The 21,035-nt window shown below is 63.1% G+C and carries 29 protein-coding genes; 13 read left to right on the forward strand and 16 right to left on the reverse strand.

The genetic code is table 11. The features are described from left to right. Positions 1 to 151: 151 nt before the first annotated feature. Both RBH26_RS01485 and RBH26_RS01490 read right to left on the reverse strand, forming a co-directional pair. Positions 152 to 418 (reverse strand): DUF3194 domain-containing protein, encoded by a 267-nt coding sequence (locus tag RBH26_RS01485; protein ID WP_306756087.1) that lies wholly within the window; start codon positions 416 to 418, stop codon positions 152 to 154. Continuing rightward, a complete protein-coding gene (locus RBH26_RS01490) occupies positions 419 to 820 on the reverse strand; it encodes a prefoldin subunit beta (protein ID WP_306756088.1) in 402 nt (133 codons plus the stop codon). A gap of 106 nt (positions 821 to 926) precedes the next feature. On the opposite strand from RBH26_RS01490, the gene RBH26_RS01495 reads away from it, so the two are divergent. Then, a complete protein-coding gene (locus tag RBH26_RS01495) occupies positions 927 to 2,018 on the forward strand; it encodes an iron transporter (protein ID WP_306756089.1) in 1,092 nt (363 codons plus the stop codon). Here RBH26_RS01495 and RBH26_RS01500 read toward each other — a convergent pair. From RBH26_RS01500 to truD, 8 genes are all read right to left on the reverse strand, one after another. Beyond that, positions 2,003 to 2,476: a DUF2243 domain-containing protein gene (locus RBH26_RS01500; RefSeq protein WP_306756090.1), complete on the reverse strand. Its 474-nt coding sequence runs from the start codon at positions 2,474 to 2,476 to the stop codon at positions 2,003 to 2,005. The two genes, RBH26_RS01495 and RBH26_RS01500, sit on opposite strands and share 16 nt — an antisense overlap. Before the next feature lie 303 nt (positions 2,477 to 2,779). Beyond that, positions 2,780 to 3,046 (reverse strand): KEOPS complex subunit Pcc1, encoded by a 267-nt coding sequence (locus RBH26_RS01505; RefSeq protein WP_306756091.1) that lies wholly within the window; start codon positions 3,044 to 3,046, stop codon positions 2,780 to 2,782. Between the two features lie 3 nt (positions 3,047 to 3,049). Beyond that, entirely contained in the window at positions 3,050 to 3,184 is a 135-nt protein-coding gene (locus tag RBH26_RS01510; protein WP_306756092.1) for a DNA-directed RNA polymerase subunit P, read from the reverse strand. A 17-nt stretch (positions 3,185 to 3,201) separates the two neighbouring features. Continuing rightward, positions 3,202 to 3,465, reverse strand: a complete 264-nt coding sequence (locus tag RBH26_RS01515; protein ID WP_306756094.1) for a 50S ribosomal protein L37ae — start codon at positions 3,463 to 3,465, stop codon at positions 3,202 to 3,204. A 42-nt stretch (positions 3,466 to 3,507) separates the two neighbouring features. Further along, the gene (locus RBH26_RS01520) at positions 3,508 to 3,720 is read right to left on the reverse strand and encodes a hypothetical protein (protein ID WP_306756096.1); all 213 of its coding nucleotides are present in this window, start codon (positions 3,718 to 3,720) and stop codon (positions 3,508 to 3,510) included. Positions 3,721 to 3,847: 127 nt separating this feature from the next. Next, positions 3,848 to 4,600, reverse strand: a complete 753-nt coding sequence (locus RBH26_RS01525) for a DUF2103 domain-containing protein (protein WP_306756097.1) — start codon at positions 4,598 to 4,600, stop codon at positions 3,848 to 3,850. 75 nt (positions 4,601 to 4,675) lie between these two features. Then, the gene (surE, locus tag RBH26_RS01530; RefSeq protein WP_306756098.1) at positions 4,676 to 5,518 is read right to left on the reverse strand and encodes a 5'/3'-nucleotidase SurE; all 843 of its coding nucleotides are present in this window, start codon (positions 5,516 to 5,518) and stop codon (positions 4,676 to 4,678) included. Positions 5,519 to 5,554: 36 nt separating this feature from the next. Continuing rightward, positions 5,555 to 6,904, reverse strand: a complete 1,350-nt coding sequence (gene truD / locus RBH26_RS01535; RefSeq protein ID WP_306756312.1) for a tRNA pseudouridine(13) synthase TruD — start codon at positions 6,902 to 6,904, stop codon at positions 5,555 to 5,557. Between the two features lie 237 nt (positions 6,905 to 7,141). On the opposite strand from truD, the gene RBH26_RS01540 reads away from it, so the two are divergent. Both RBH26_RS01540 and RBH26_RS01545 read left to right on the forward strand, forming a co-directional pair. Further along, positions 7,142 to 7,423 carry a HalOD1 output domain-containing protein gene (locus tag RBH26_RS01540; RefSeq protein WP_306756100.1) on the forward strand — a complete coding sequence of 94 codons (282 nt, stop codon included), beginning with the start codon at positions 7,142 to 7,144 and terminating at the stop codon, positions 7,421 to 7,423. 40 nt (positions 7,424 to 7,463) lie between these two features. Next, entirely contained in the window at positions 7,464 to 7,712 is a 249-nt protein-coding gene (locus tag RBH26_RS01545; protein ID WP_306756101.1) for a hypothetical protein, read from the forward strand. On the opposite strand, the gene RBH26_RS01550 is transcribed toward RBH26_RS01545, so the two are convergent. Further along, on the reverse strand, positions 7,701 to 7,973 hold the full coding sequence (locus RBH26_RS01550; RefSeq protein WP_306756102.1) for a hypothetical protein: 273 nt from the start codon (positions 7,971 to 7,973) through the stop codon (positions 7,701 to 7,703). The two genes, RBH26_RS01545 and RBH26_RS01550, sit on opposite strands and share 12 nt — an antisense overlap. 81 nt (positions 7,974 to 8,054) lie before the next feature. Continuing rightward, positions 8,055 to 8,393 (reverse strand): peptidyl-tRNA hydrolase Pth2, encoded by a 339-nt coding sequence (pth2, locus tag RBH26_RS01555; RefSeq protein WP_306756103.1) that lies wholly within the window; start codon positions 8,391 to 8,393, stop codon positions 8,055 to 8,057. Between the two features lie 118 nt (positions 8,394 to 8,511). Here pth2 and RBH26_RS01560 point away from each other — a divergent pair, with 118 nt between their 5' ends. The 8 genes from RBH26_RS01560 (at position 8,512) to RBH26_RS01595 (ending at position 15,155) form a co-directional block, all read left to right on the forward strand. Then, positions 8,512 to 9,135: a thioredoxin domain-containing protein gene (locus RBH26_RS01560; RefSeq protein WP_306756105.1), complete on the forward strand. Its 624-nt coding sequence runs from the start codon at positions 8,512 to 8,514 to the stop codon at positions 9,133 to 9,135. 134 nt (positions 9,136 to 9,269) lie between these two features. Beyond that, positions 9,270 to 9,872, forward strand: coding sequence for a dCTP deaminase (gene dcd / locus RBH26_RS01565; protein ID WP_306756107.1), 603 nt, complete (start codon positions 9,270 to 9,272; stop codon positions 9,870 to 9,872). An 86-nt stretch (positions 9,873 to 9,958) separates the two neighbouring features. Beyond that, positions 9,959 to 10,858 carry a thiamine-phosphate synthase family protein gene (locus RBH26_RS01570; RefSeq protein ID WP_306756108.1) on the forward strand — a complete coding sequence of 300 codons (900 nt, stop codon included), beginning with the start codon at positions 9,959 to 9,961 and terminating at the stop codon, positions 10,856 to 10,858. Next, positions 10,859 to 11,593 (forward strand): methyltransferase, encoded by a 735-nt coding sequence (locus RBH26_RS01575; RefSeq protein WP_306756109.1) that lies wholly within the window; start codon positions 10,859 to 10,861, stop codon positions 11,591 to 11,593. Between the two features lie 86 nt (positions 11,594 to 11,679). After that, positions 11,680 to 12,351, forward strand: a complete 672-nt coding sequence (locus RBH26_RS01580) for an ABC transporter ATP-binding protein (RefSeq protein WP_306756110.1) — start codon at positions 11,680 to 11,682, stop codon at positions 12,349 to 12,351. Continuing rightward, the gene (locus RBH26_RS01585; protein ID WP_306756112.1) at positions 12,348 to 13,172 is read left to right on the forward strand and encodes an ABC transporter permease; all 825 of its coding nucleotides are present in this window, start codon (positions 12,348 to 12,350) and stop codon (positions 13,170 to 13,172) included. The genes RBH26_RS01580 and RBH26_RS01585 overlap by 4 nt, the downstream gene beginning before the upstream one ends. A 791-nt stretch (positions 13,173 to 13,963) precedes the next feature. Further along, positions 13,964 to 14,623 carry a helix-turn-helix domain-containing protein gene (locus RBH26_RS01590; RefSeq protein ID WP_306756113.1) on the forward strand — a complete coding sequence of 220 codons (660 nt, stop codon included), beginning with the start codon at positions 13,964 to 13,966 and terminating at the stop codon, positions 14,621 to 14,623. A gap of 160 nt (positions 14,624 to 14,783) precedes the next feature. Continuing rightward, positions 14,784 to 15,155: a hypothetical protein gene (locus tag RBH26_RS01595; protein WP_306756114.1), complete on the forward strand. Its 372-nt coding sequence runs from the start codon at positions 14,784 to 14,786 to the stop codon at positions 15,153 to 15,155. Positions 15,156 to 15,440: 285 nt separating this feature from the next. Here RBH26_RS01595 and RBH26_RS01600 read toward each other — a convergent pair whose 3' ends face one another. The 4 genes from RBH26_RS01600 to RBH26_RS01615 form a co-directional block, all read right to left on the reverse strand. Continuing rightward, complete coding sequence (locus RBH26_RS01600) at positions 15,441 to 15,851, reverse strand: thioesterase family protein (protein WP_306756116.1); 411 nt, start codon at positions 15,849 to 15,851, stop codon at positions 15,441 to 15,443. Positions 15,852 to 15,936: 85 nt separating this feature from the next. Further along, a complete protein-coding gene (locus RBH26_RS01605; protein ID WP_306756117.1) occupies positions 15,937 to 16,707 on the reverse strand; it encodes a DUF6775 family putative metallopeptidase in 771 nt (256 codons plus the stop codon). Positions 16,708 to 16,967: 260 nt separating this feature from the next. Further along, a complete protein-coding gene (locus RBH26_RS01610) occupies positions 16,968 to 18,536 on the reverse strand; it encodes a flippase (protein WP_306756118.1) in 1,569 nt (522 codons plus the stop codon). Positions 18,537 to 18,564: 28 nt separating this feature from the next. Continuing rightward, positions 18,565 to 18,954 carry an FxLYD domain-containing protein gene (locus tag RBH26_RS01615; protein WP_306756119.1) on the reverse strand — a complete coding sequence of 130 codons (390 nt, stop codon included), beginning with the start codon at positions 18,952 to 18,954 and terminating at the stop codon, positions 18,565 to 18,567. Between the two features lie 219 nt (positions 18,955 to 19,173). Between RBH26_RS01615 and RBH26_RS01620 the strand changes: the two genes are divergently transcribed. Together RBH26_RS01620 and RBH26_RS01625 are read left to right on the forward strand one after the other, a co-directional pair. Next, positions 19,174 to 20,103: a sulfide-dependent adenosine diphosphate thiazole synthase gene (locus RBH26_RS01620; protein WP_306756120.1), complete on the forward strand. Its 930-nt coding sequence runs from the start codon at positions 19,174 to 19,176 to the stop codon at positions 20,101 to 20,103. Positions 20,104 to 20,466: 363 nt separating this feature from the next. After that, complete coding sequence (locus RBH26_RS01625; protein WP_306756121.1) at positions 20,467 to 20,823, forward strand: hypothetical protein; 357 nt, start codon at positions 20,467 to 20,469, stop codon at positions 20,821 to 20,823. Positions 20,824 to 21,035 lie beyond the last annotated feature (212 nt).

Genomic DNA, 21,035 nt, shown 5'->3' on the forward strand with positions numbered 1-21,035 from the left:
CGTTTTGAGGGCTGTCCGAAACCACCACGGAACGGCCGTCGGGGCGGTCGTCTCGAGCGAATCGCGTTCGGGAAGCGAGACGCTCACGAGAGAACTCGAAACGTGAGAAGCCCGTCGGCCGTCGACCGGCCCGAAGCGTTGGCCGGCAGTCTTAGGTCGACTCCTCGAACAGTTCGTCGACGGCCTCGCGTGCGGTACGCGCGGCAGCGTCGGCGACCTGTTCCGGATCGGGGCCGGGGTCGTCCTCGGCTTCCGGGACGTTCAGATAGACGTCGACCTCGAGGACGCCGTCCTCGAAGGTGACGGTGACGTCACAGTCACGGACGCTCGATTGCTTGTACCGCGAGAAGATCAGGCCCTCCGCGGCGTCCGAGGCCGTCTGCACGACCTCGTCATCGGTCGGTTCGTCGGCTGGCATTTATGCGCCGCCGGCGCCCGGACCGCCCGGGCCGGCCGGACCGCCCATGCCGCCGCCAGCGCCGCCGAGCAGTTCTTCGAGTTCGTCCTGCAGATCCTCGAACTGATCCTGGACGCGTTCTTCCTGCTTTTCGAGGGTCTCGAGGCGAATCTCGAGCGAGTCGACCTTGTCGTCGAGGTCGTCTTCGGCGTCGTCGTACTCGGTCTCGACGAGGAGTTCGCCGACCTTGCGGTACATCTGGGTGTCCTCGTCGATTTCCTCGAGCTCTTCGAGGGCGTTCTGGGCTTCGGTGAGGTTCGATTCGGCCTCCTGTTTCTGGACGGCGACCTGCTGTGCCGTCTCCTGAAGGTCCTGTAGCTGTTCGATCTTTTCCTGCGCTTCCGGCGGCAGATTACCCTGCATATCTCGACCCTCGCCCTCCGGACTGATAAAGCCAAGCTTTGTCGTCGATGACGGGCCGGCGACGGCAGCCCGGTCGGCTTTCGGGATCGTCGGCGTTACGACGGGTATGCGACGGCGCGCAGCGCTGGCTGCCGGGGGATCGCTGCTCGTGGGACTGTCGGCCGGCTGTCTCGATCTCGAGCGTCTCCGTCGCGAAGACGCCTGGCGCGAACTCGTCGTCGATCCACCCGACGGCGCCTACGTCCCGTCCCACGCAGACGAGATGGTGACATACGGGATGGCGACCGAAGCCGGCCGCGAGATCACGCTCGCGGCGACCCGTCCCCACTCGTTTTGGGTCGTCGCCGACGGCGAGCGAAATCGGGCCGACGTCCGCTCGCGACACGCGGTCCACCTGATGGTCGACGTCCGCGACGCCGAAACAGGGCAGTTCCTGCCGGCACCGGTGACGACGACACTCGAGACGCGAGCCGGCGACTGGTCGGACGATCGATCCCTCTGGCCGATGCTCTCACAGCAGATGGGTGCCCACTACGGCGACAACGTTCCGCTCGACGGCGACGGCGCGTACGTGGCAACGGTCGAAGTCGGCACGACGGGTGCGGACGTACTCGGCGAGGGCGCCGCCGATCTCGTGGACCCAGCGACCGCCGAACTCGAGTTCGAGTACGAAAGCGACGAGATCGAGGAACTCGAACGCCGGCTGATCGACGAAGACGAGGGTCGTGGCGAACCCGGCGCACTCGAGCCCATGGCACACGATACTGACGATCACGACGAATTCGACCACGAGCGCGCCGCGTCGACTCGAATCGGCACTGCGACGGCCGACGACGTCGAGTACACGGCGACGCTCGTCGGCAGGGACGATCGGTCCGACGCGGCCGAGTCGGAACTCGCGATGACGGCGCGGACGGCGTACAACGCGTATCCGCTTCCGTTCGCGTCTCTCTCCGCGGCGGTCTCCCGGGCTGGCGAGCGGATCGCCGGCGGAGCGCTCCGGGAAACTATCGGTCCGGAACTCGGTCATCACTACCGAACGGCCGTCGACCCGTCCGTTCTCGAGCGTGGCGACGAACTGACGATCAGTGTCGAGAGTCCCCCACAGCTGTCGCGCCACGAGGGATACGAGAACGCGTTTCTCGAGACGGAATCCGTGGGAATCGGACTCGAGTCACTCAGTCACAGCGACGTGTGACCGTCGGCCCTCCGCAGAAGCCACAGGCCGACAGCGAGCATGAGAACGCTTACGGCGAGCCAGTGGGGGTTCCACGCCTCGGTCCCGTGGACCACGTTGTGCAGATCGAGGACGTAGTGGCTGACGACACCGTCGATGACGTTGAACGTCCCCATTCCGACGACGATCGCGCCGACGAGATATGTCGTCGAGAACCGGCGATCGGTACCGTTGGCGAGTCGCCAGAGGAGCCCGAGCCCGACGGCCATAATCGACAGCATTCCGAGCGTGAACAGCCCGTCGAACATGACGTTCGTTCGCAGCCCATCGAGACTGTAGGGATCGTAGAACCCGGAGAGGAGGTGATGCGTCTGGAAGATCTGATGGAAGAGCACGACGTCGATGACGGCGCCGAAGCCGAACCCGATCGTCCCACCCGACAGCAGTAGCCGACGTCGCGTTCCGGTTCCCGTTGCCATACGACCCGATTCACGCCGAGATCCAAAAATCGAAAACCGGCGACTGCTACCCGGCTAGTGGCGGTCCACGCCTGCACTGCTGGGGCGAATCCTGCGGTGTCGTCCGATTCGACCGATCAGTCGACGGGTGGAACGGTACTCGTAGTCGTGATCGACAGTCGCGGTGCTTTGTACGTCTCGAGTCGAGACGACTTGCGCCAACTCGCGTCGAATGGGCCTACTCGGACGGTCTCCTGTCGTCACGTCTCGCCGATCGCCGACCCCACCCTGGCGATCGGCGGGAGATCGGGACGGCAGTCCGTATCAGGACGACTCGAGCGTTCGGTCGCCGATATCGGCTGCCTGTTCGGCGACGTCGACCAGCGTAAACCAGGTGTTCAGTGCCGCTCGCAGTGCGATCACGTCGGCGGCGTCGATCTCGACGCGAACGGTCGAACCCTCACAGTCGATAGTCGTCTGGGAGCGTTCGTCGTCGATTTCGCCGATCTCGCGGGCGACGCTGTCGGCGACGAGACGTGCGCGAGACGGCGTCTCGTAGTCGAACTCGAGGGTCGCGTCGTGAGAAGACACGCGCTACTCGACGCCGACTTCCTTGACGTCGCGGCTGCGCTCTTTCAGAAGGACGCGGTGACCACAGTACGGACAGCGGACGCCACCGTACTCGTCGATCTGGACGTCGCGTTTACAGCGAGAGCACTTGTAACTCATACTGGATCGAGGAAGTGTTATTCGTCGTCCTCGGCGAGTGCGGCACGAATCGACCGCTTGACGGTTCGGCCGGCGGGGGTCTCCGGACGGTAGGCACCGCCGGTGAAGACCTCACCGGTCTCTTCGTTCTTCCAGATGCCGGTGCCAACGCGGGTGACGTCGTCACCGTCGACCTGGGCGTTTTGCATGTCGTCTTCGATCTCACTGACGCGACGTCGGGCAACGCGACCGTAGCGTGCGCCAAAGCGGCCCGCGCTACCGACTTTTCCTTTCTCGGCCATAGTAAGGCTAGCTATCGTCAGCGGATTCTTAAACCTGTTGAGTTAGGCCGATTCCTCGTCCGCTCGCTCGGCGATCGGCCCGGTAAGCAGTTCCCGGAAGACGAACACGAGCGCAGCGAGGTATCCGGCGGGGGCAAGCGGTGCGGCGAGCAACCCCGTCCCGATCCCCGTCGCCGCGATGACCGTTCGAAGGGCGAGTCCACTCAACGCGAGCAGCGGAATCGCAGCCAGGACGGCGTCGGGTCGCTCGAGCATGGCTAATTATATCTAATTACAGCCGTCCGGATAAGGGGCTGACAACCAGCAGGCAGTGTCACTTCCATCGGACCGTGACAATATTCGCCCGATAGCGGTCAGACACGCAGGGTCCGATCGCCGGTCCTCACTGAAACTCCGCGTCGGTCAACACGTCGTTTAAGTCCTCTCGGATGTGTTCGCCCATCTCCCGGTCGCGAGCGGTCGTCACGACGCGGTTCTCCTGGACGCTCGAGCCGTCTCGGAGGAGCATGCGAACGTTGCCGCCGTCGTCGGCACGAGTCACCTTCGCTCGAAGTCCCGACTGGGAGCCCTTGCCGCCGGCGTCGATCGGCCCTGGGATGACCTTCTTGACGTGGGGGTGTTCGGCGACAGTCTGGATGGCTCGCATGCCCGTACGGCCGCCGATGAGCGTCGAGTGGCTGCCGCCGATCTTCTCCGCCGGCGGGGTGTCGACCACGTCCAAGGCGCGGTCGCCTCGTCGCTCGAGGACGGCCTCGACGGGGTCGTCGTCTTCGACGCGGTAGAAGGGATGGTGGATGTCCTCACGGATCGCCTGAATCACCACCCGTTCGCCGCCGGCGTAGACCTCCTCGGGCCGTTTGCGGCGGATCTCGTCGCCGATCAGCCCCGCGAAGTTCCGGAGTTCGACGACCTCGTTCTCACCGTCTTCTGGTGTCGTAGTGATCGTCGTTTCACCCAGTATTGGATCGTCATTTCCGGCCACGGCCGTATCTTCGTCGCCGTCGGCTGCAAGCATCGTCAGCGTCGCCCGGTCACGCCCCACCTCGAGGACGATCGCTTCGGTGTTGGTCTCCCGGCAGACGAGACAGAAGTCCCCGGGTTTCTCGAGCGGCGAGGCACAGTGGCGACACTCCATGAGCTAGGCACACGTTGGCGGTTCGGATGTAAAACCGCCGCGTTTTCGTTCGGACCGACAGCGCGGAACGAAATGCTAGAGGATCCGACCGAGAACGTTCCGAACCGCTTCGGTGTCGACGACGTCGTACGGCACCCGCATCGGGGAGATCGAGACGTCTCCCTCGAGGAGGGCGTGTCGATCGGTGTCTGCGGGATCGGGGATGTCCCGGTTGGCCATCTGCTGCCAGAGTCGGTTCGTAAGCTGGAACTCACCGTTTTCTTTGGCGGCGTCCATCTCGTAGACCTCGGTCGGGCGCGTGAGTTCGTAGCCGACCGACTCGACGTCCGGTCGCGGAACGTTGACGTTCAGGTAGTCGACGCGGTCGAACAGTCCCGTCCCCGGCACGCCGCCGGCGAGCGTCGCGGCGATCTCCCCGGCGCGTTCGAAGTCTGCGGGCTCGAGATCGCCCTCGAGGCCCAGCGTGTCCATCGAAATCGCGATCGACGGCGTCCCGAGGAAAGCGGCTTCCATGGCGGCGCTGACGGTTCCCGACCGCGAGAAGACGTAGGAACCGAGGTTCGCGCCGTCGTTACAGCCCGAGACGACGAGGTCGGGGTCGGGCTCGATGGCGTTGACGCCGACGATGGCGCAGTCACAGGGCGTCCCGTTGACGGCGTAGCCGAGTTCGTGATCGGTGTGGGGAACCGGCGAGGTGAACATCCCGTCGGCCATGCTCGTCGCCAGGTCGGGGTCGTCGTCGTCCGAGGCCGTCCGGCCGTAGGACAGCGAGCGGCCGACCGCACTCTGATTTCGGTCGGGAGCGACGACGGTGACCGATCCGACCTCGGTGAGCGCGTCGTACAGCGCGCGAATACCTGGTGCATCGATCCCGTCATCGTTCGTCAGGAGGATCTCCGGCTGGTCGTCGACGTCCATACGGTCGATGTTGGGGTTCGGGCTGGATACGAGTGTCTATCCTAACTGGACCGGATCGACCTTCAGGAACTCCCGCAGGACGACCGTCGCGTACGATCCTTTCGGGAGCGCGAACTCGAGGGTCAGTGGATCCTGCTCGAGGGCCAGATCCGTCCGCACCAGAATGGCCCGTCGAGTGCCACTCGAGTAGAACTCGCCGGGGAGATCGAAGTCCGCGGGCTCGAGGTCCAGTTCGTCGAGGACGGCCCGTTCTATCGCTCCTTGTTCGCCGTCGGCGAGTTCGGTTTCGGTGCCGACGAGTGGCGCGGTGACGAACGCTCGTCCGCGCTCGCAGTGCCGGGAGACCGAGCGGACGCGGCGTTCGTCGACCCGCTGGAGGCGGTCGGTATCCGGAAGCTCGAGGCCTTCGGGGGCGTCCGTATCGGCGAAGCAGACCACGTCGCCAGCTATGGGTTCGTCGAACGCCAGTCCACGCTCGAGGCGTTCGCTCAACATCAGGTTGAAGGCGTAGGATTGGGCGGCGTGGACGAACAGCCGCTGGAGGTTCGATGGGAGACGCTCGAGGGCGGCGCGGTACTCGGCGGGCTCGGGTTCGCCGTCGACTTCCGCGAGGCCGTGACAGAGCGAGCGCTCGTATCGGAGGCGGTTCGGAAACCGCTCGAGGGCATCGTCCCAGTCGCGGGTCTCTTCAACGAACGAACGGGCCGCCTGCGTGTCCTCGGGCTCGGCGTCCGTCGGATTCCCGAGGTAGGCCATCACGGCCCCCTCCCAGTCGCCGCGGACGATCTCGAGGCCGACCTCGTGGGTTACCGGCCGCCGGCTCCCGAAGCGTTGCTGCCCGAAGAAGTTGGGGACACCGATCGACGTCGCGTCGTCGCCGTCGGTCTCGAGACCGCCGAAATCGTGCAGTTCGTCGGTGATCTCCGCCGCCAGATCCGGCTCGTCGGGCTCGCTGACGACGAGTTCGAACTCGTTGCCCGCCAGATCGCCGAACTCGAGCGATCGTCCGGCCCGACCCAGGACTTCGATCTCGGCGCCGTCGATGTCCGGCAGATCCTCGAGGTCGGCGCCGTAGACCGAGAACAGCTGCGTAGTGACGGCGTACTTGTCCTTCGTGCCGGCCCAGTTGACGCGTTCTCGGGAGATCCCCAGCGCGTCCGAAAGCCGGGAGGCGAAGTCGTTGGTGTCCCAGCCCGACAGCGTCGCCCGGAAGACGAGGTGGGGGTAGGCGTCGACGTTCGAATCGACGGGTTCGGTCTCGAAACGCTCGAGTTCGCGCACCCGGAAGTGTTCGTCGTCTTCGCGCAGGTGACCGCCGACGCCGTCGGCGTCGCTGACGTAGTACTCCATACCGACGGCCTGCTCCGTAGGATGTGCCGGACGCATGTGGTTGCTGGCGCTTGGATCGCCGGGGATAAATCGGTTCGTTCTCGCGGCGCCCATCGGTACGGACTGCTGTACCGACGTCCCGAGACCGTCGTAACGTCGAGAGCTGCAGCCACTCGAGTGGTGAATAGTGACAATAGATATAGATACGGCTCTGTTCGGGTGTGTTCCTATGTGGTATCGACACGTAGCGTCGCTGTGGAAACAGTGTGAGAACGCACATCTAGGAGGCCGATAATGGGAACACACGAACGGAGAAGAGACGACGGACCGGGAGGACAGGCGCTCGAGAACCACGCCGACTCGAGTCTTCGCGTCGTCGGTGCCGTCGCAAGCGAGTTAGGGATCGATCCGGTCGACTGCGAACCGCTCTACGAGAGTATCGATCCGACGGCGCTGGACGAACTATTCACTACCTCGGACGGCACGGCGGGACGCGTGATTTTCGAGTACGCTGGCTACAGCGTCACCGTCGACAACGAGGGTCAGGTAACACTCGCCGAACTGAGCGATACCTGATACCAAAACGGGTATTCGATAGCCGGTGGACGTCGGAACGATGGGAACGCGACAGGACGCAGTACGGCGGACACTCGAGGTGGCACTCGGCTTGCTGGTCGGCATCGGTCTCGTCTCGCTTGCGACGGGCGACCGCCCAAATGCAGGTGTCGTGCTCGGCGTCGGGTTCGCCTCGGTCGTCGTGCTGGCGCTGTCGTGTCTCGACGGCCCCCTCGAGAAACGCACGGCGCGTATCGCCGCGATCGTCTGCTCGACGATCTTCGTCGGGGCGGCGCTGTTACTCGTCTGACTCGTCGGCCTCGCTGCTGAGATCGGCGTCGACACGCAGCTCCGAATCGGTGACCGTCGCGACGTTTTCGGCGGGGATCTCGAGGTCGTCCTCGCCGGCGCTTCCGCGGCCGAGACTCTGGATCCACGCGTTCGTCAGCGTCGGCTCCGGATCGACGTACGCAATCTGTTCGATGGGGTCGACCTCGGTGACGATGCCGATCTGTTCGCCACGGACGTCCATCAGGAACTTCCCTTCGTCTTCCTCCGAAAGAACTGTCATCGTATCCGAACGAACGCTTGCCACAAATATATAGGTGCTGCTATCTTTCCACCCTGGTAACACGTCCGCTGCGATTCGCGATCAGAACAGCGAGAGGTCGCCCGTGACGCTGTCGACGCGGTCGTCGGCTGCGGGGCCGACGGCAAGCGCCGTGACGGTACCGGGCTCGAGTTGGGTGTGACCGGCGTCCCGAACCAAGGCGTTGGGGATCCCCTTGCTGTCGGCGATCTCGGAGAGTTCGTGGAGTTGGCGTTCGCTCTCGCCTTTGAGGACGACCTTCTTCTGCCCGCCCTGTTTCCACTGATCACGCAGCTGCGCGTCGGCCTTCTCGTAGGCCGACAGCGAGGCGTGAGCGACCTGCGCAGCGAGTTTTCCCTGTCCCATGCCGATGTCGGTGCGGGCGACGATGGCCTGTTTCATACGCCGACACTCGAGGGCGATCGATAAAGCGCCGGCGATCGAGACCGTGACACGAGCCAGCGGCGCGTACCGTGTTACGGACGATACGTATTTGGGAGCCGCGTCACTAGTCGCCGGCATGCGACTCACGCGACGTGCGGTTTTGGGAGCGACGGCAGCCACCGGTCTCGGTTCCGTCGCCGGCTGTCTGGGTAGCGAGGATCCGCCGGAGCCGCCGGTCGCCGGCGACCCGGACGCCGACGTGACGGTAACCGTTTACGAGGACTTCGCCTGTCCGGCCTGTGGGGCCTTCAAACAGAACGTCGTTCCAGTACTCGAGGAGGACTACCTCGAGCCGGGACAGGTCCGATACGAGCATCGTGACTTTCCGCTCCCGGTCGACAGCATCTGGTCGTGGGCCGTCGCCAGCGCCGCACGGGAGGTCTTCGAGGAGGGTGGAAACGAGCCGTTCTGGTCGTTCTCGAGCGAGATCTACGACTACCTGGGCTCGTACTCCTACGACGCGATCGAGAGCGTCGCCGACGGGCTGGACGTCGACGCCGCGGCAGTCCGCGACGCCGCCGAAGACGACGCCCATCGGTCGACGATCGAGGCCGACCACGATTACGGCGACTCGAACGGCGTCCGCGGCACCCCGACTGTCCTCGTCGACGGCGATCAGGTCGAGTTCGTCGACGACGGCGAGTTCGCGGAGATGGCACTCGAGCGGACGAGCGCTGCGATCGAGGACGCACTCGAGTAGTCTCGATCGCCCTCGCGCCCGATCGCTGTCTCGGTCCGATACCGGAATCGGCGCCGTCTCGCGGCGACCGTGATGGACACTCATCGATCGACCGGATCGAACGGTTTACACCCCCACCGTTCGACTCGTCGGGTATGATCCTCTCGGACGCGGACATCCTGAAACGGCTCGAAGACGGCGACCTCGTCGTCGAGCCCTTAGACGATCCCGAACTGCAGATCCAGCCGGCGAGCGTCGACCTCCGACTGGGCCGGGAGTTCCTCGAGTTCCAGCGGACGAACATCCCCTGTATCCACCCAAACTCCGAACAGGAGGTCGACGACTACGTCACCGAGACGTACGTCGAGGAGGGTGACGACTTCATTCTTCATCCCGGTGACTTCGTCCTCGGGACGACCCACGAGCGCGTCGAGATCCCGGCGGACCTGATCGCCCACGTCGAGGGGCGGTCGTCGCTGGGTCGGCTCGCCGTGGTCGTTCACGCTACAGCCGGACTGTGCGACCCCGGTTACAAAGGGCAGATCACCCTCGAACTGTCGAATCTCGGAACCGCACCTGTCGCACTAACGCCCGGGATGCGGATCTCGCAGCTGACCTTTACGGAACTGAAAACCGAAGCCGACCGCCCCTACGGCAGCGAGCGCGGCTCGAAGTACCAGGGTCAATCCGGCCCACAGGCCTCACGGATCCAAAGCGACGACGAGTTCGGCGGCGATCAACTCGAACGAAACGAGTAATCCCATCGTCTCGAGCCGTCCCCGTGACGGTTGATCACCGGTACAGACCCCATAGTTATTGCCAGCGCGCTCTTAGGACCAGTAGCATGCAATTCGTCGAAGAGATCGTCGTCGACGAGTTCCTCCCGACGGTTCGGTCGCTGCTGGCCGGGGAACTCCGCGAGCGCGGGTTGACACAGAGCGAGGTCGCGGACGTCCTCGGTATCAGTCAAAGCGCCGTCTCGAAGTACGCCCACGGCGACGTCACCACCAACGATCGTATCGCCACCGACGAGCGTGTCGAGGCGCTCGTCGTCGAACTCGCCGACGGCCTCGAAACCGGCGACATCACGCCCGTCCAGGCCCTGATCGAGATCGAGGTGCTGATCCGCGAACTCGAGACCGGCGGCGATCTGCTGGCACAGCTCCACGAGGAGGCCGTCCCGGAGCTCGCCGACCACGGCGAGAGCTTCCGCGTTCACGACCCCGAGAGCGACCTGCGGACGAGCGAACGGGTCCTCTCGTCGCTTCGCCGCGGGCTGCGCATCCTCGAGAACGCAAGCGGCTTCGCGAGCCTGATCCCGGCAGTTGGCTCGAACCTCGTCGCCTGCACCCCCGACGCGACCGACGTCGACGACGTCGCCGGCGTTCCGGGACGGATCTTCGACGTCAAGGGACAGGCGAAAGTGCCGTCGGATCCCGAATTCGGCGTCTCGGAACACGTCGCGACGGTGTTGCTGGCCGCACGCGACCACGGCGCCGACGCCTCGGCGGCGATCAACATTACGTACGATCCGGACCTGCTGGCCGCACTGAGCGAGCAGGGCCACGTCACCGCCGAGTTCGACGAGGAAGACGACGTCGCCTCAAGCGTCGGGGCCGTCATCGAAGACGAACCCGAGGCGACGGTGTTGTACCAGACCGGCGGGATGGGAATCGAGCCGCTGATCTACGTCCTGGGACCGGACGCGGAGTCGGTCGCGGACTCGGTTCGCTCGGTGCTCTGAATGGCTGCGCTGCGCTCGAAACTCCCGACGACAGACACGGAGACCGCACAGGAGTTCTACGGTCGCTGGGCGCGGCTGTACGACGTCATCTCGCGTCGAACGCCCGGTATCCCGGCGCTTCGCCGCCGAGTGGCCGCCGCCTGCGAACTCGAGCCCGGCGACACCGTCGTCGAGATGGGCTGTGGGACGGGAGCGAACCTGCCGTATCTCCGCGAGCAGGTCGGCCCCGACGGGACCGTCGTCGGAATCGACTTCACGGCCCCGGTCCTCGAGCGAGCACGCGAACTGACCGCCGAGTACGACAACGTCCACGTCGTTCGGGGCGATGCGACCCAGCCGCCGTTTCGCCGAGGAGCCGCTGGCGGGGATAGACCACTCGACGAGGAGACGGACGTCGACGCCCTCCTCGCGACGTTCGTCGTCGGGATGCTCGACGATCCCGCGGGCGCGGTCGACGACTGGTGTAACCTCGTCGGGCCCGACGGCAACGTCGTCCTCGCGAACGCCGCGCGCAGCGACGAGTGGTACTCGCTGCCGGTAAACGCCGTTTTCCGGGCGATCGTCGTCCTCTCGACGCCGCCGACGACGAAACTGCGATACGAGAACGAGCCACACCTGCGTCTCGACCGGAAGATCGACGCCGCCCATCGACGCCTCCGTGAGCGCTCGCGTGCCGTCGCCGACGAGACCCACGTCTTCGGCATCGTGCGACTGACTGGCGGCCGCCTCGAGTAACGCGTCGCCGGAGTCGACGTCTGCCGCTCGTGGAACCCAAAGCGGCGCGGACAGTGACTTGTGTCCGGTCGCCGTATATCGGCCGAATGGCGTCGAAACTCGAGACAGAAGAGCTGACGCGGGTCGTCGACGGCGAGCGGATCGTCGATTCGGTCTCCGTTCGGATCCCGACCGCCGAGGTCGTGGCCGTCATCGGCCCCTCCGGTGCCGGGAAATCGTCGTTTCTCCGTCTGCTCAACCGGCTCGACGAACCGACCGCGGGGACGGTCTATCTGGACGGCCGCGACTACCGCGAACTCGATCCGCTGGCGCTGCGGCGGCGCGTCGGCTTCGTTCCACAGGCACCCGCGCTGGGGTCTGGCACCGTCGCCGACGCCGTCACCGTCGGCGATCGGCTGTGTGACAACCCAGTCGACGACGAACGCGTCGATCGCCTCCTCGAGCGCGTTGGACTGGCGGGCTATCGTGACGCGTCCGTCGACGATCTCTCGGGTGGCGAGCAACAGCGCGTGGCAATCGTCCGCACGCTGTACGTCGAACCCGAGGTCGTCTTACTCGACGAACCGACCGCCCATCTCGACGAGAACACGGAAGCGCGACTCGAGGCGTTACTCGAGGACCTGATCCGCGAGGAGGCGTTGACCTGCGTCGTCGTCACCCACGACACCGACCAGGCGCGCCGGTTGTCCGACCGCATCGTCCGCCTCGAGGACGGTCGCGTGACACAGGTCGGGACGCCCCAGGAGGTGATTCCGTGAGCGAAGACGCGCTGGCGACGCTGGTCGAACACGCCAGCGATCCGGCCGTCATCACGGGTTTCGTCCAGATCGCCATCGCGGTCGTCCTCGCAGCGGCCGTGCTCGTGCTCACGTATCTGCGCGATCTCGGCTTCGGGCGCGAACTGATCACGACGAGCAGCCGCGGCCTCGTCCAGATCGTCGCGACCGGCGCGGTGATCGGGCTGTTGCTGGCGGCCCACATCGCGTGGGCGAGTGTCGTCCTCGCGTTCATGATCGCCGCCGCGGCCTGGATCTCCCACGAACGAGGCGCCGATCTGCCGGGCTCCTTTCGCGCGTCGCTGCTTGCGATCGGAGTCGGCTCCGCCATCGTCATCGCCTCGATGGCGGTCGCCGGTGCGATCGAGCGGACGATGCGGGATCTGATCGTCATCGGAAGCATGGTGATCGCGATGGCGATGAAGACCAACTCGCTCGCCCTCGAGCGGTTCACGGACGAACTCTCGAGTAACCGGGCGGAGATCGAGGCCGTGTTGAGCGTCGGCGTGCCGCCCGAACGCGTCGTCAGCGAACACGTCTCGACGAGTGTCTACGCGTCACTGATCCCGATCCTCGATCGGCTCAAGAGCCTGGGGGTCGTCTCGATTCCGGGGCTGATGGCCGGGATGATCATCGCCGGCGCGAACCCGATCTACGCCGCCCAGTACCAGTTCGTCATCATGCTCATGCTCTTTTCGGCCGCCGCGGTGACGAGTATGGTGAGTACGCTGCTGGTCAGTCGGTACGTGTTCACCGAGGCAAAACAGCTCGATAACGACGTTCTCGAGTCGATCGACGCCTGATACGGACTGCTCGATGTCGTGGCGCGACTCGTCCTGCGGTCGCGCCGGCACTAACTTCTAGTCGATCGTCTGACACGGCCGTCGCCGTTACCAGTTATGAATATAATTTCTTTATTTATGACTGGTTGTAGAACTACTATACAATGTCCTTCACAAGAGCGTCTTCGAAAGGTCGTGATGAATACATAGCACGAATGTGGTATGGTTCAATCGCCAACCAACATTGATTGTGACCGCTCATTGTGTGGTCGGTGATATTCACTCCGCGCTTGCACCGTCCGGTGGCGATTCGTCGTCAATGTCACTGATGATAACAAAGTCAGAGGAGCCGCACTCGCAGCGATCACTTCCGATTGGCTGGACTTTGCCAGTAGGCCACTGTCGTGCTGCATACACAGCACCGCAGTCGACACATCTGGCGAGTTTTCTTTCGACGTCGTCCCTGTTCGCCATTTCTTAATAGAAGAAACGCAATATTCCTCGAATTATCCTTTCTATTTGCTAATTTGTTAGCCAAAACTCATTACGGTCATCTACTGAGCGGTAAAAATTGATGAATTAGCCTACGTCAATCAAACTTGTTATGCTGATTTTATTATTTGGATCTCACACGTACTATCTACCAATTATAGGATAGGCTGAGCGAAGTGTGCGAGACACAAGGCACGAATGCGGCACAACCGCTCATCCACCTATCAGAGCTACGGAGCGATCAGTACAGAGCGCTCTCTGAGAGAAATTGGTACAATCAGGGCCAACTCCTACCTTTCTGGCCAGCCTGTACTCACTGTATGAGCGTTATCCTCGAGTTCACAGTTGAGAACGAAGAGTTCACGCTCGGGGAAGTACTGTCTGGGCCGCCTCACATGTACATCGAACTCGAACGGATCGTACCCACCGGAAACTCCGTCGTACCCTTCCTCTGGGTATCGGGAGACGATTTCGAGGCCTTCGAGCGAAACGTGATCGCGCACGAGTTCGTAGATGAGATTCTCGCGCTCGATAAAGTGGAGGATAGCACGCTCTATCGCGTGAGATGGTACGGGCAGCACAACGACCTCATTCAGGGAATCACGGAGGCCGATGGGACGATTTTAGAAGGGCATGCCGATGACAAGTGGTATTTCCAACTCCGATTTCCCGACCACGACGCACTCTCGCGGTTTCACAACTTTTGTACCGACCTGGGAATACAGATTCACATCGTTCGAACGTATACGGAAACCGACCGAACTGAGAGCGTCAAACAGTTCGGCCTCTCTCAGGAACAGCGCGAGGCCCTCATCGTCGGGCTTCGGAAGGGGTACTTCGATACGCCGAGTCAAGCGAGCATGGACGAACTCGCCGACGAACTCGGTATCTCTCAACAGGCCATGTCGAATCGGATTCGTCGAGGAACGAAACAGGTCCTTAGCGAGGCGTTGCTGTCGAGCGCGACAGACTTCGAGTGATCTTCCGAGCCGACTTAAAAGAGTTGTTGGGACTATGAACACCTTTTCTTAAAGTAGGCCACTACTCCGTTTCAGTGTCAACATCCCGCCCCAGTCCCCCCATCAAGGCCGCGTCCAGTCGGGAAAGTGTGCCAAATACGAACAGCAAACGGCTTTCGATATGAACGGCATCATGAGTAAACGAAGCATCGAATTCGACACGGTACTTGACCTGTGTCGAGATCGACAACGTCGAATCGTTCTTGCGGTCCTTGCCGACCAGCAACGATCGTTAACGTTGAACGACCTCGTGAAAGCAATTAGTAAACACAATCATCACCGCGATGTTACAGCGGTTTCTGGAGACGAATTATCGCAGATTGCTCTCTCATTGTATCACGAACATATTCCGATGCTGGAAACGGCGTCGGTTATCGACTACGATTCGGAACGGGACCTTGTGGAACCAACAGAGCGGTTTGACGAATTGCAGCCCTATCTGTCGGCTATCGTCGAAGCTGATCCCGAACTCGAACCACCGGTCGGATTGTAATCTCAGTTAGTCTGTTGACAACGGTGTTACCGGTCTGTTCGCATGTGCAGTGGGCGGATGGTTCAACGGTTTCTGCGTGAAACAAACGAGGTCGTCGTGCTGTACTTACGCTCTGGATGTTGCACGCTATTTTCGCCAGTTGACATATGGGTCAAACTCCATTGCGATACATCACCTACCTGTACCAACCACCGATCGAATCCACGAGAAGTGTTCTATGATACCCTTATTTTACTCCAATTAAATATATGTAAATTTAATGATAAATCGTATTCATAACAACTGTTACGCCGACGCCTCGAGACCCTCGTACTCGACGATCGGCTCGCGGACCGCATCGGGAATCGGCGATGGCCGCTTCGAGTCGGAATCGACGTGGACCATCGTCGTCTCGGCCGTCGCGGCGATGTCGTCGTCGACGCGGATCTCGTACTCCATCGTACAGCTCGTCTCACGCAGGCTGCTGATCCAGAGGGCGACTTCCGGCTCGTCGCCCTGTTTGATCGGCTGCTTGTAATCGATCTCGAGGTTCGCGATGACGAACGGGAACTCCTCGACGGAGAGATCGACGACGGCCTCGAAGTAGTCGACGCGGGCGACCTCGAGATAGGTCGCGTAGACGGCGTTGTTGACGTGATCGAACGGATCGAGGTCACGATAGCGGACGGGAACGTCGACGGTAAACGCGTCAGTCATCGTACGATAGCGAACTCGATTGTGACAGAAGAACGCACCGGTACGGGCAATCTCGAGCCGTCCGCGTAGCTCGTGGCTAGTCGCTTCAATCGGCCGGTTCGTACAGCCACGCATGCTCGCTACAGAACGCGGGCTCGCGAAGCTGGGCGTCGATCAGGTCTTCGTGGTAGTGGGCGTTGTAGAGCCGACACACCGCCCGGTCACAGAAGGCCTCGCCGGTCTCGAGATAGTGGTAGGCCTGCAGGACGTAGCCACACAGCGCGTCGGTCGTTCGGGGATCGTCGTCGACCAGAAAGTCGCCCTCGACCTGGTTCTCGAGGACCTCACGCGGTGGCGCGTCACCCGAGAGCAGGGCGTGGCGCTGTTTTTCCTTGTAGTAGGCCTCCGGCTTGGCGGGCGCTTCGTAGAGTCCCGGTACCGACACCAGCCCGGGCTGGCCGAGGACGTTCACACGCTTGTGCCAGCGCCCGTCGTGGTCGCCCCAGGTGCCGATCGCCCGGTCGAGGATCGGCACGTGCAGCGTCTCGAGGTCGCGTTCTTCGCCCGGCAGAGCACTGTTTAGCGCGCGTTGTACCTGGACGCCGTCGTAGAGGACACCCCCTTCGCGCTCGGGGTTCTCGAGGGCGCGTTCCTCGTAGCGGATCGTTCCGAGCATCGTGTTGCCGGTCTCGCGGTCGTAGGGCGAGGGAACCCGCGCCTCGGCGAACCGCTCTGCGAGGTCGTCGGTCCGGTAGCTGTCGAGGAATCGATCGCGAACCGTGACCGAGGCGTCGATTCGAGGCTCGAGCCAGTCCCCGATCGCGTCGGCGTCGGCCACGGTCGATGGCGCACGGTAGAGGACAACGGTATCGACCATGTATAACCTAGTCGTACCACTTGGTGAAACACTTGCGATCGTCGGAGCGCGACTCGGGAACGGACACGCAACCGTCCCGGGCGCCCGTGGGTCGTCTACAATAGTTAGGAAGGGCGAGTGGCCCGCCCCACCGCGGGCGGGGGTGAAGCCCGGCAGCCACGACGCCGCGACCCCAGTAGGGGAGCGCGAGAGGAATTAAATTCGGTTGCCCCCACTTCGGGGTAGACACCGAAGCCCCGCGCCACCGCGTGCGGGGTACTTCACTGGGGGCCGATCGGCAGCCACTTGCGAAGCGTCGGGCTGAACTCCGCGACCATCTGGGCGTCGGCGTCGGTGAAGGCGTCGGTCGCGAGCAGCGTCCACAGGTAGACGCCGACGACCACGATCGGTAACACGGCGGCGACGAGGAGATCCGACTCGAGGAGGACGACCACGGGTGCGCCGGCGATCGCTGCGGGAACACCGGCGGCGACGATCTTCGCGAAGTCACGCGTAAACGGGTGGATGCCGTCGAGGTAGTAGACTTCGGCGAGGGTGAGCCCACCGACGAGAACGAGCGCCGTCGCCGAGCCGATCGCCGCCCCTTCGATACCGACCAGCGGGACGAGCGCGAACGAGACCACCAGGTTCACGCCGAAGAGGACGAGTGTGTTGAGGAAGACGAACCGCGAGTAACCGAGTCCCTGTAGGAGCGAGCCGTCGGGGCCGCCGAACGTGACGTTGAACAGAAACGCCGCGGCCAGCAGCGCGACGACGGTGCTGGCTGCCGAGTACTGGGGCGTATACAGCACTGCGAGATACGAACTCGCGCCCAGCGAGAGGAAAATCGCGACCGGGAGCGTGATTCCAGCGATCCAGCGGGCCATGATCCGGAACCGCTGTTCGACGAGGTCGATGTCGTCTCTGGTCTCGGCGATCAGCGGTTTGAACACCGGCGACAAGGAGTTGAAGATGATCATCAGCCCCGAGCCGAGCATGTAGCCGACGCGGTAGATGCCGACGTTGTCCGACTCGAGGAAGAATCCAAGGACGAAGTAGTCGACGTGGCCCATCAGGACGAAGACGACGCTGGTCATCGCCAGCGGCATCGAGTACCTGACCATCGGCCCCGGCGCGACGAGTTCGATCTCGGTCGTCAGGAGGTCCCAGGCCTTGTACGTGAAGACGGCCGCGCCGACGGTGATCGCGACGAACAACCCGACGACGTAGCCGGCGATGAGGCCGAGCAGCCCGTAGCCGACCAGCAGCAAGCCGGCGGTGACCCCGAAGCGAACGGTCGGCCGGACCAGATCACGCATGATAACCCGGTACTGGAGCTTCTTGATGCTGTAGTAGGAGGTCAACAACACGTTGTAGATCGCCAGCATCGGGATCGTCACCGACAGAAACAGCAACGCGACCCGCATCGCGGGCTCCTCGAAGAACGCGCCGACGTACCCGGCACTGATCGCGAGTGCGAACGCGACCAGCGACGACGTGACGAGCACCGTCGCAGTCACCTGGACGATGACGCCGTTGGCTTTCCCCCGCTCGCCCTCGTCTAAGTACTGGGGTACGAAGTAATCGATCGCCAGGGGCAGCCCCAGGTTCGCAAACACCTGCATGAAGAGGATCACGGACGTCGCCAGCACGAACAGTCCGTACACGGACGGGCTGACGAACCGCGTCATCAGCATGACGATCGCGAAGCCGAAGACACCGTTGACGACGTTGCCGACGAACGTGATCGAGCCCTGCTTTGCGAGCGTCGAGATACCCTCGTCGCGGCCGGAACCGTCCCCGACGGCCGGACTCGAGTCGGCATCGTGGTCGGAGTTCGATTCCGTCATGGCGGTCCTCTCGATCCGTTCGCGGCCATCAGACCCCGGTCGCGGGCTCGAGTTCGTACGTCGCGACTGCGGCGGCGTCCTCGCCGAACCGTGGGTACTCGACGTCGAACGGCCACTCGTCGCCGGTGCTTAGGTCGGCGTCGACGTTCTCGATGACGCTCTCGAGTTCCTCCCCCTCGTCGTCGAAGAACGTCGCCCGAATCTCGAGATACGAGAGGGTGCGATCGCCGACGTTTCTGACGACGCCCCAGACGACGACGCGTTCGTCCTCAGTGCCGGGGTTCTCCCGGACGAGGTCGCTCCAGGTGACCTCGACGTCGCCGGGTTCGGTGATCTCCTCGCCGTCGTCGTCGAGAAACTCGAGACAGCCCGCAAGCGGCGCGAGGACGGCGACCGCGAGAAAGGCGCGACGGTACATCTGGACGATGTAGACCGGCGCGAGCCTTCAGCGTTCGGGTCCCGTAGCCGTCGCGGTCGCTATCCGGCGTAGCGACGAATGGTTGCGGCGGCCCGGAACAGGTGATACAACTTCAACGATTAATACTCCAAAACCAGTGCGTGAACCGTCCGAAAGCTAAATATTTGACGACGTCCGTCACGACAGACTTTTCACCACTAACTCCTACCACCTAGTTGTATGAGCGAATTCGAGCAGTTCAGTCAGGTCGGTGAAGCCGACGTCACACGCGCAATCGGACAGGAATGGACCGAGGAGTTCATGGACTTCTCGGACTCGGACGTGATCATCGTCGGCGGTGGGCCCTCCGGCCTGACCGCCGCCAAGGAACTCTCCGAGCGCGGCGTCAAGACGATGGTCGTCGAGAAGAACAACTACCTCGGCGGCGGCTTCTGGCTCGGCGGCTTCCTGATGAACAAGGTAACGGTCCGCGACCCCGCCCAGAACATCCTCGAGGAACTCGAGGTCTCTTACAAGCAGTCCGAAAACAGCGAGGGACTGTACGTCGCAAACGGTCCCGAGGCCTGTTCGGGGCTCATCAAGGCCGCCTGTGACGCGGGCGCGAAGATGCAGAACATGACCGAGTTCACGGACATCGTCATCCGTGAAGATCACAAGGTGTCCGGTATCGTCATGAACTGGACGCCGGTCCACGCACTGCCCCGGGAGATCACGTGTGTCGACCCGATCGCCGTCGAGGCCGACCTCGTCATCGACGCGACGGGCCACGACGCAATGGCCGTCAAGAAACTCGACGAGCGTGGCGTCCTCGACGCCCCCGGGATCGGCGACGCCGAGGCCTCCGCGACGGGGATGGACCAGACCGACGACGACAGCTACGGCGCGCCCGGCCACGACTCGCCCGGTCACGACTCGATGTGGGTCGGCAAGTCCGAGGACGCCGTCGTCGAACACACCGGGCTCGTCCACGACGGCCTGATCGCGACGGGGATGGCTACCGCGACGACCTACGGTCTGCCGCGCATGGGTCCGACCTTCGGCGCCATGCTCGTCTCCGGCAAGCGCGCCGCCCAGGAAGCGCTCGACGAACTCGAGGTCGACGCCGAACCCGTCGACATCACCTCTCGAGCGGCGCCGGCGGACGACTAGTACGGACTGCCGTCCGCAGTTTCGCCACACCGCAACCCGGTCGCGAATGCACCGGTAGATCGCTACTTTTTGCGCTCCGTTATACTGTCGGTGGCAGCATCGTCGTGTAACCCACTACGTGAGCAGCGACCGACGATGTCTCAACCTCGACCTCATACGGACTGCTGTACGTCGTTGCCGGCGCAACCGCAGCCCGGGTCGCGGTTGCACCGGTAAATCGGTACAGCAATCCGTATCAGTCGTATCTGTACGATCCGAGGGACAGGACTTTGTCGCCGGACGATGTCGTCACGGGTACGAACGAATGACCGGAACCGACGGTTTCGAACGACTTCGTCCCGAGGAGAGAGGCGACACGCGACGATGACCGACGACACGCCACATCGACGAGTGAAACGGGACGATCCCGTTCCGGAGATCCTCTGGTGTCTCATCGACGCCGTTGATGACAACCGGATCGTCGGGACCTACCTCACCCGGAAAGCGGCGAAGGAAGCGGCGGTCGAGAAGGCGGAACGACGCGGTCAGATGACGGCCGACTTTCCGGTCGTCGCGGTCCACTTCAAGGACATGCAGGACCTCTACGACGCACTCGAGGGCGGGATCCGCGACGACGTCCTCGTTCCGACGCCGGACGGGTTCGAGGCGTATCAGGAGTTTATGGACGGGTCGGAACTCGAGGAGTCGGGAGTACAAGACCGAACCGACAGGAACGACTGACAGCAAACTGCTCGCTTCGCTCGCAGTGTCTACATAAAGAAACCGTACTACTATCTACTGTTAACAGTAGTAGACCCAGAAGCTGTGTCCGGCCGAACATTCGACTTTCGTGTGCTCACCGAACGCAGCTCTGTACGGGCTAACTTTCAGTTCCACGTCCGCGCCTGGAACCGATATACTACTGGCTTCTCCACATCTCGGACACGTAACTT

The sequence above is a fragment of the Natronolimnohabitans sp. A-GB9 genome, from assembly GCF_030848565.1.
In the GTDB taxonomy this organism is placed as follows: Archaea; Halobacteriota; Halobacteria; order Halobacteriales; family Natrialbaceae; genus Natronolimnohabitans.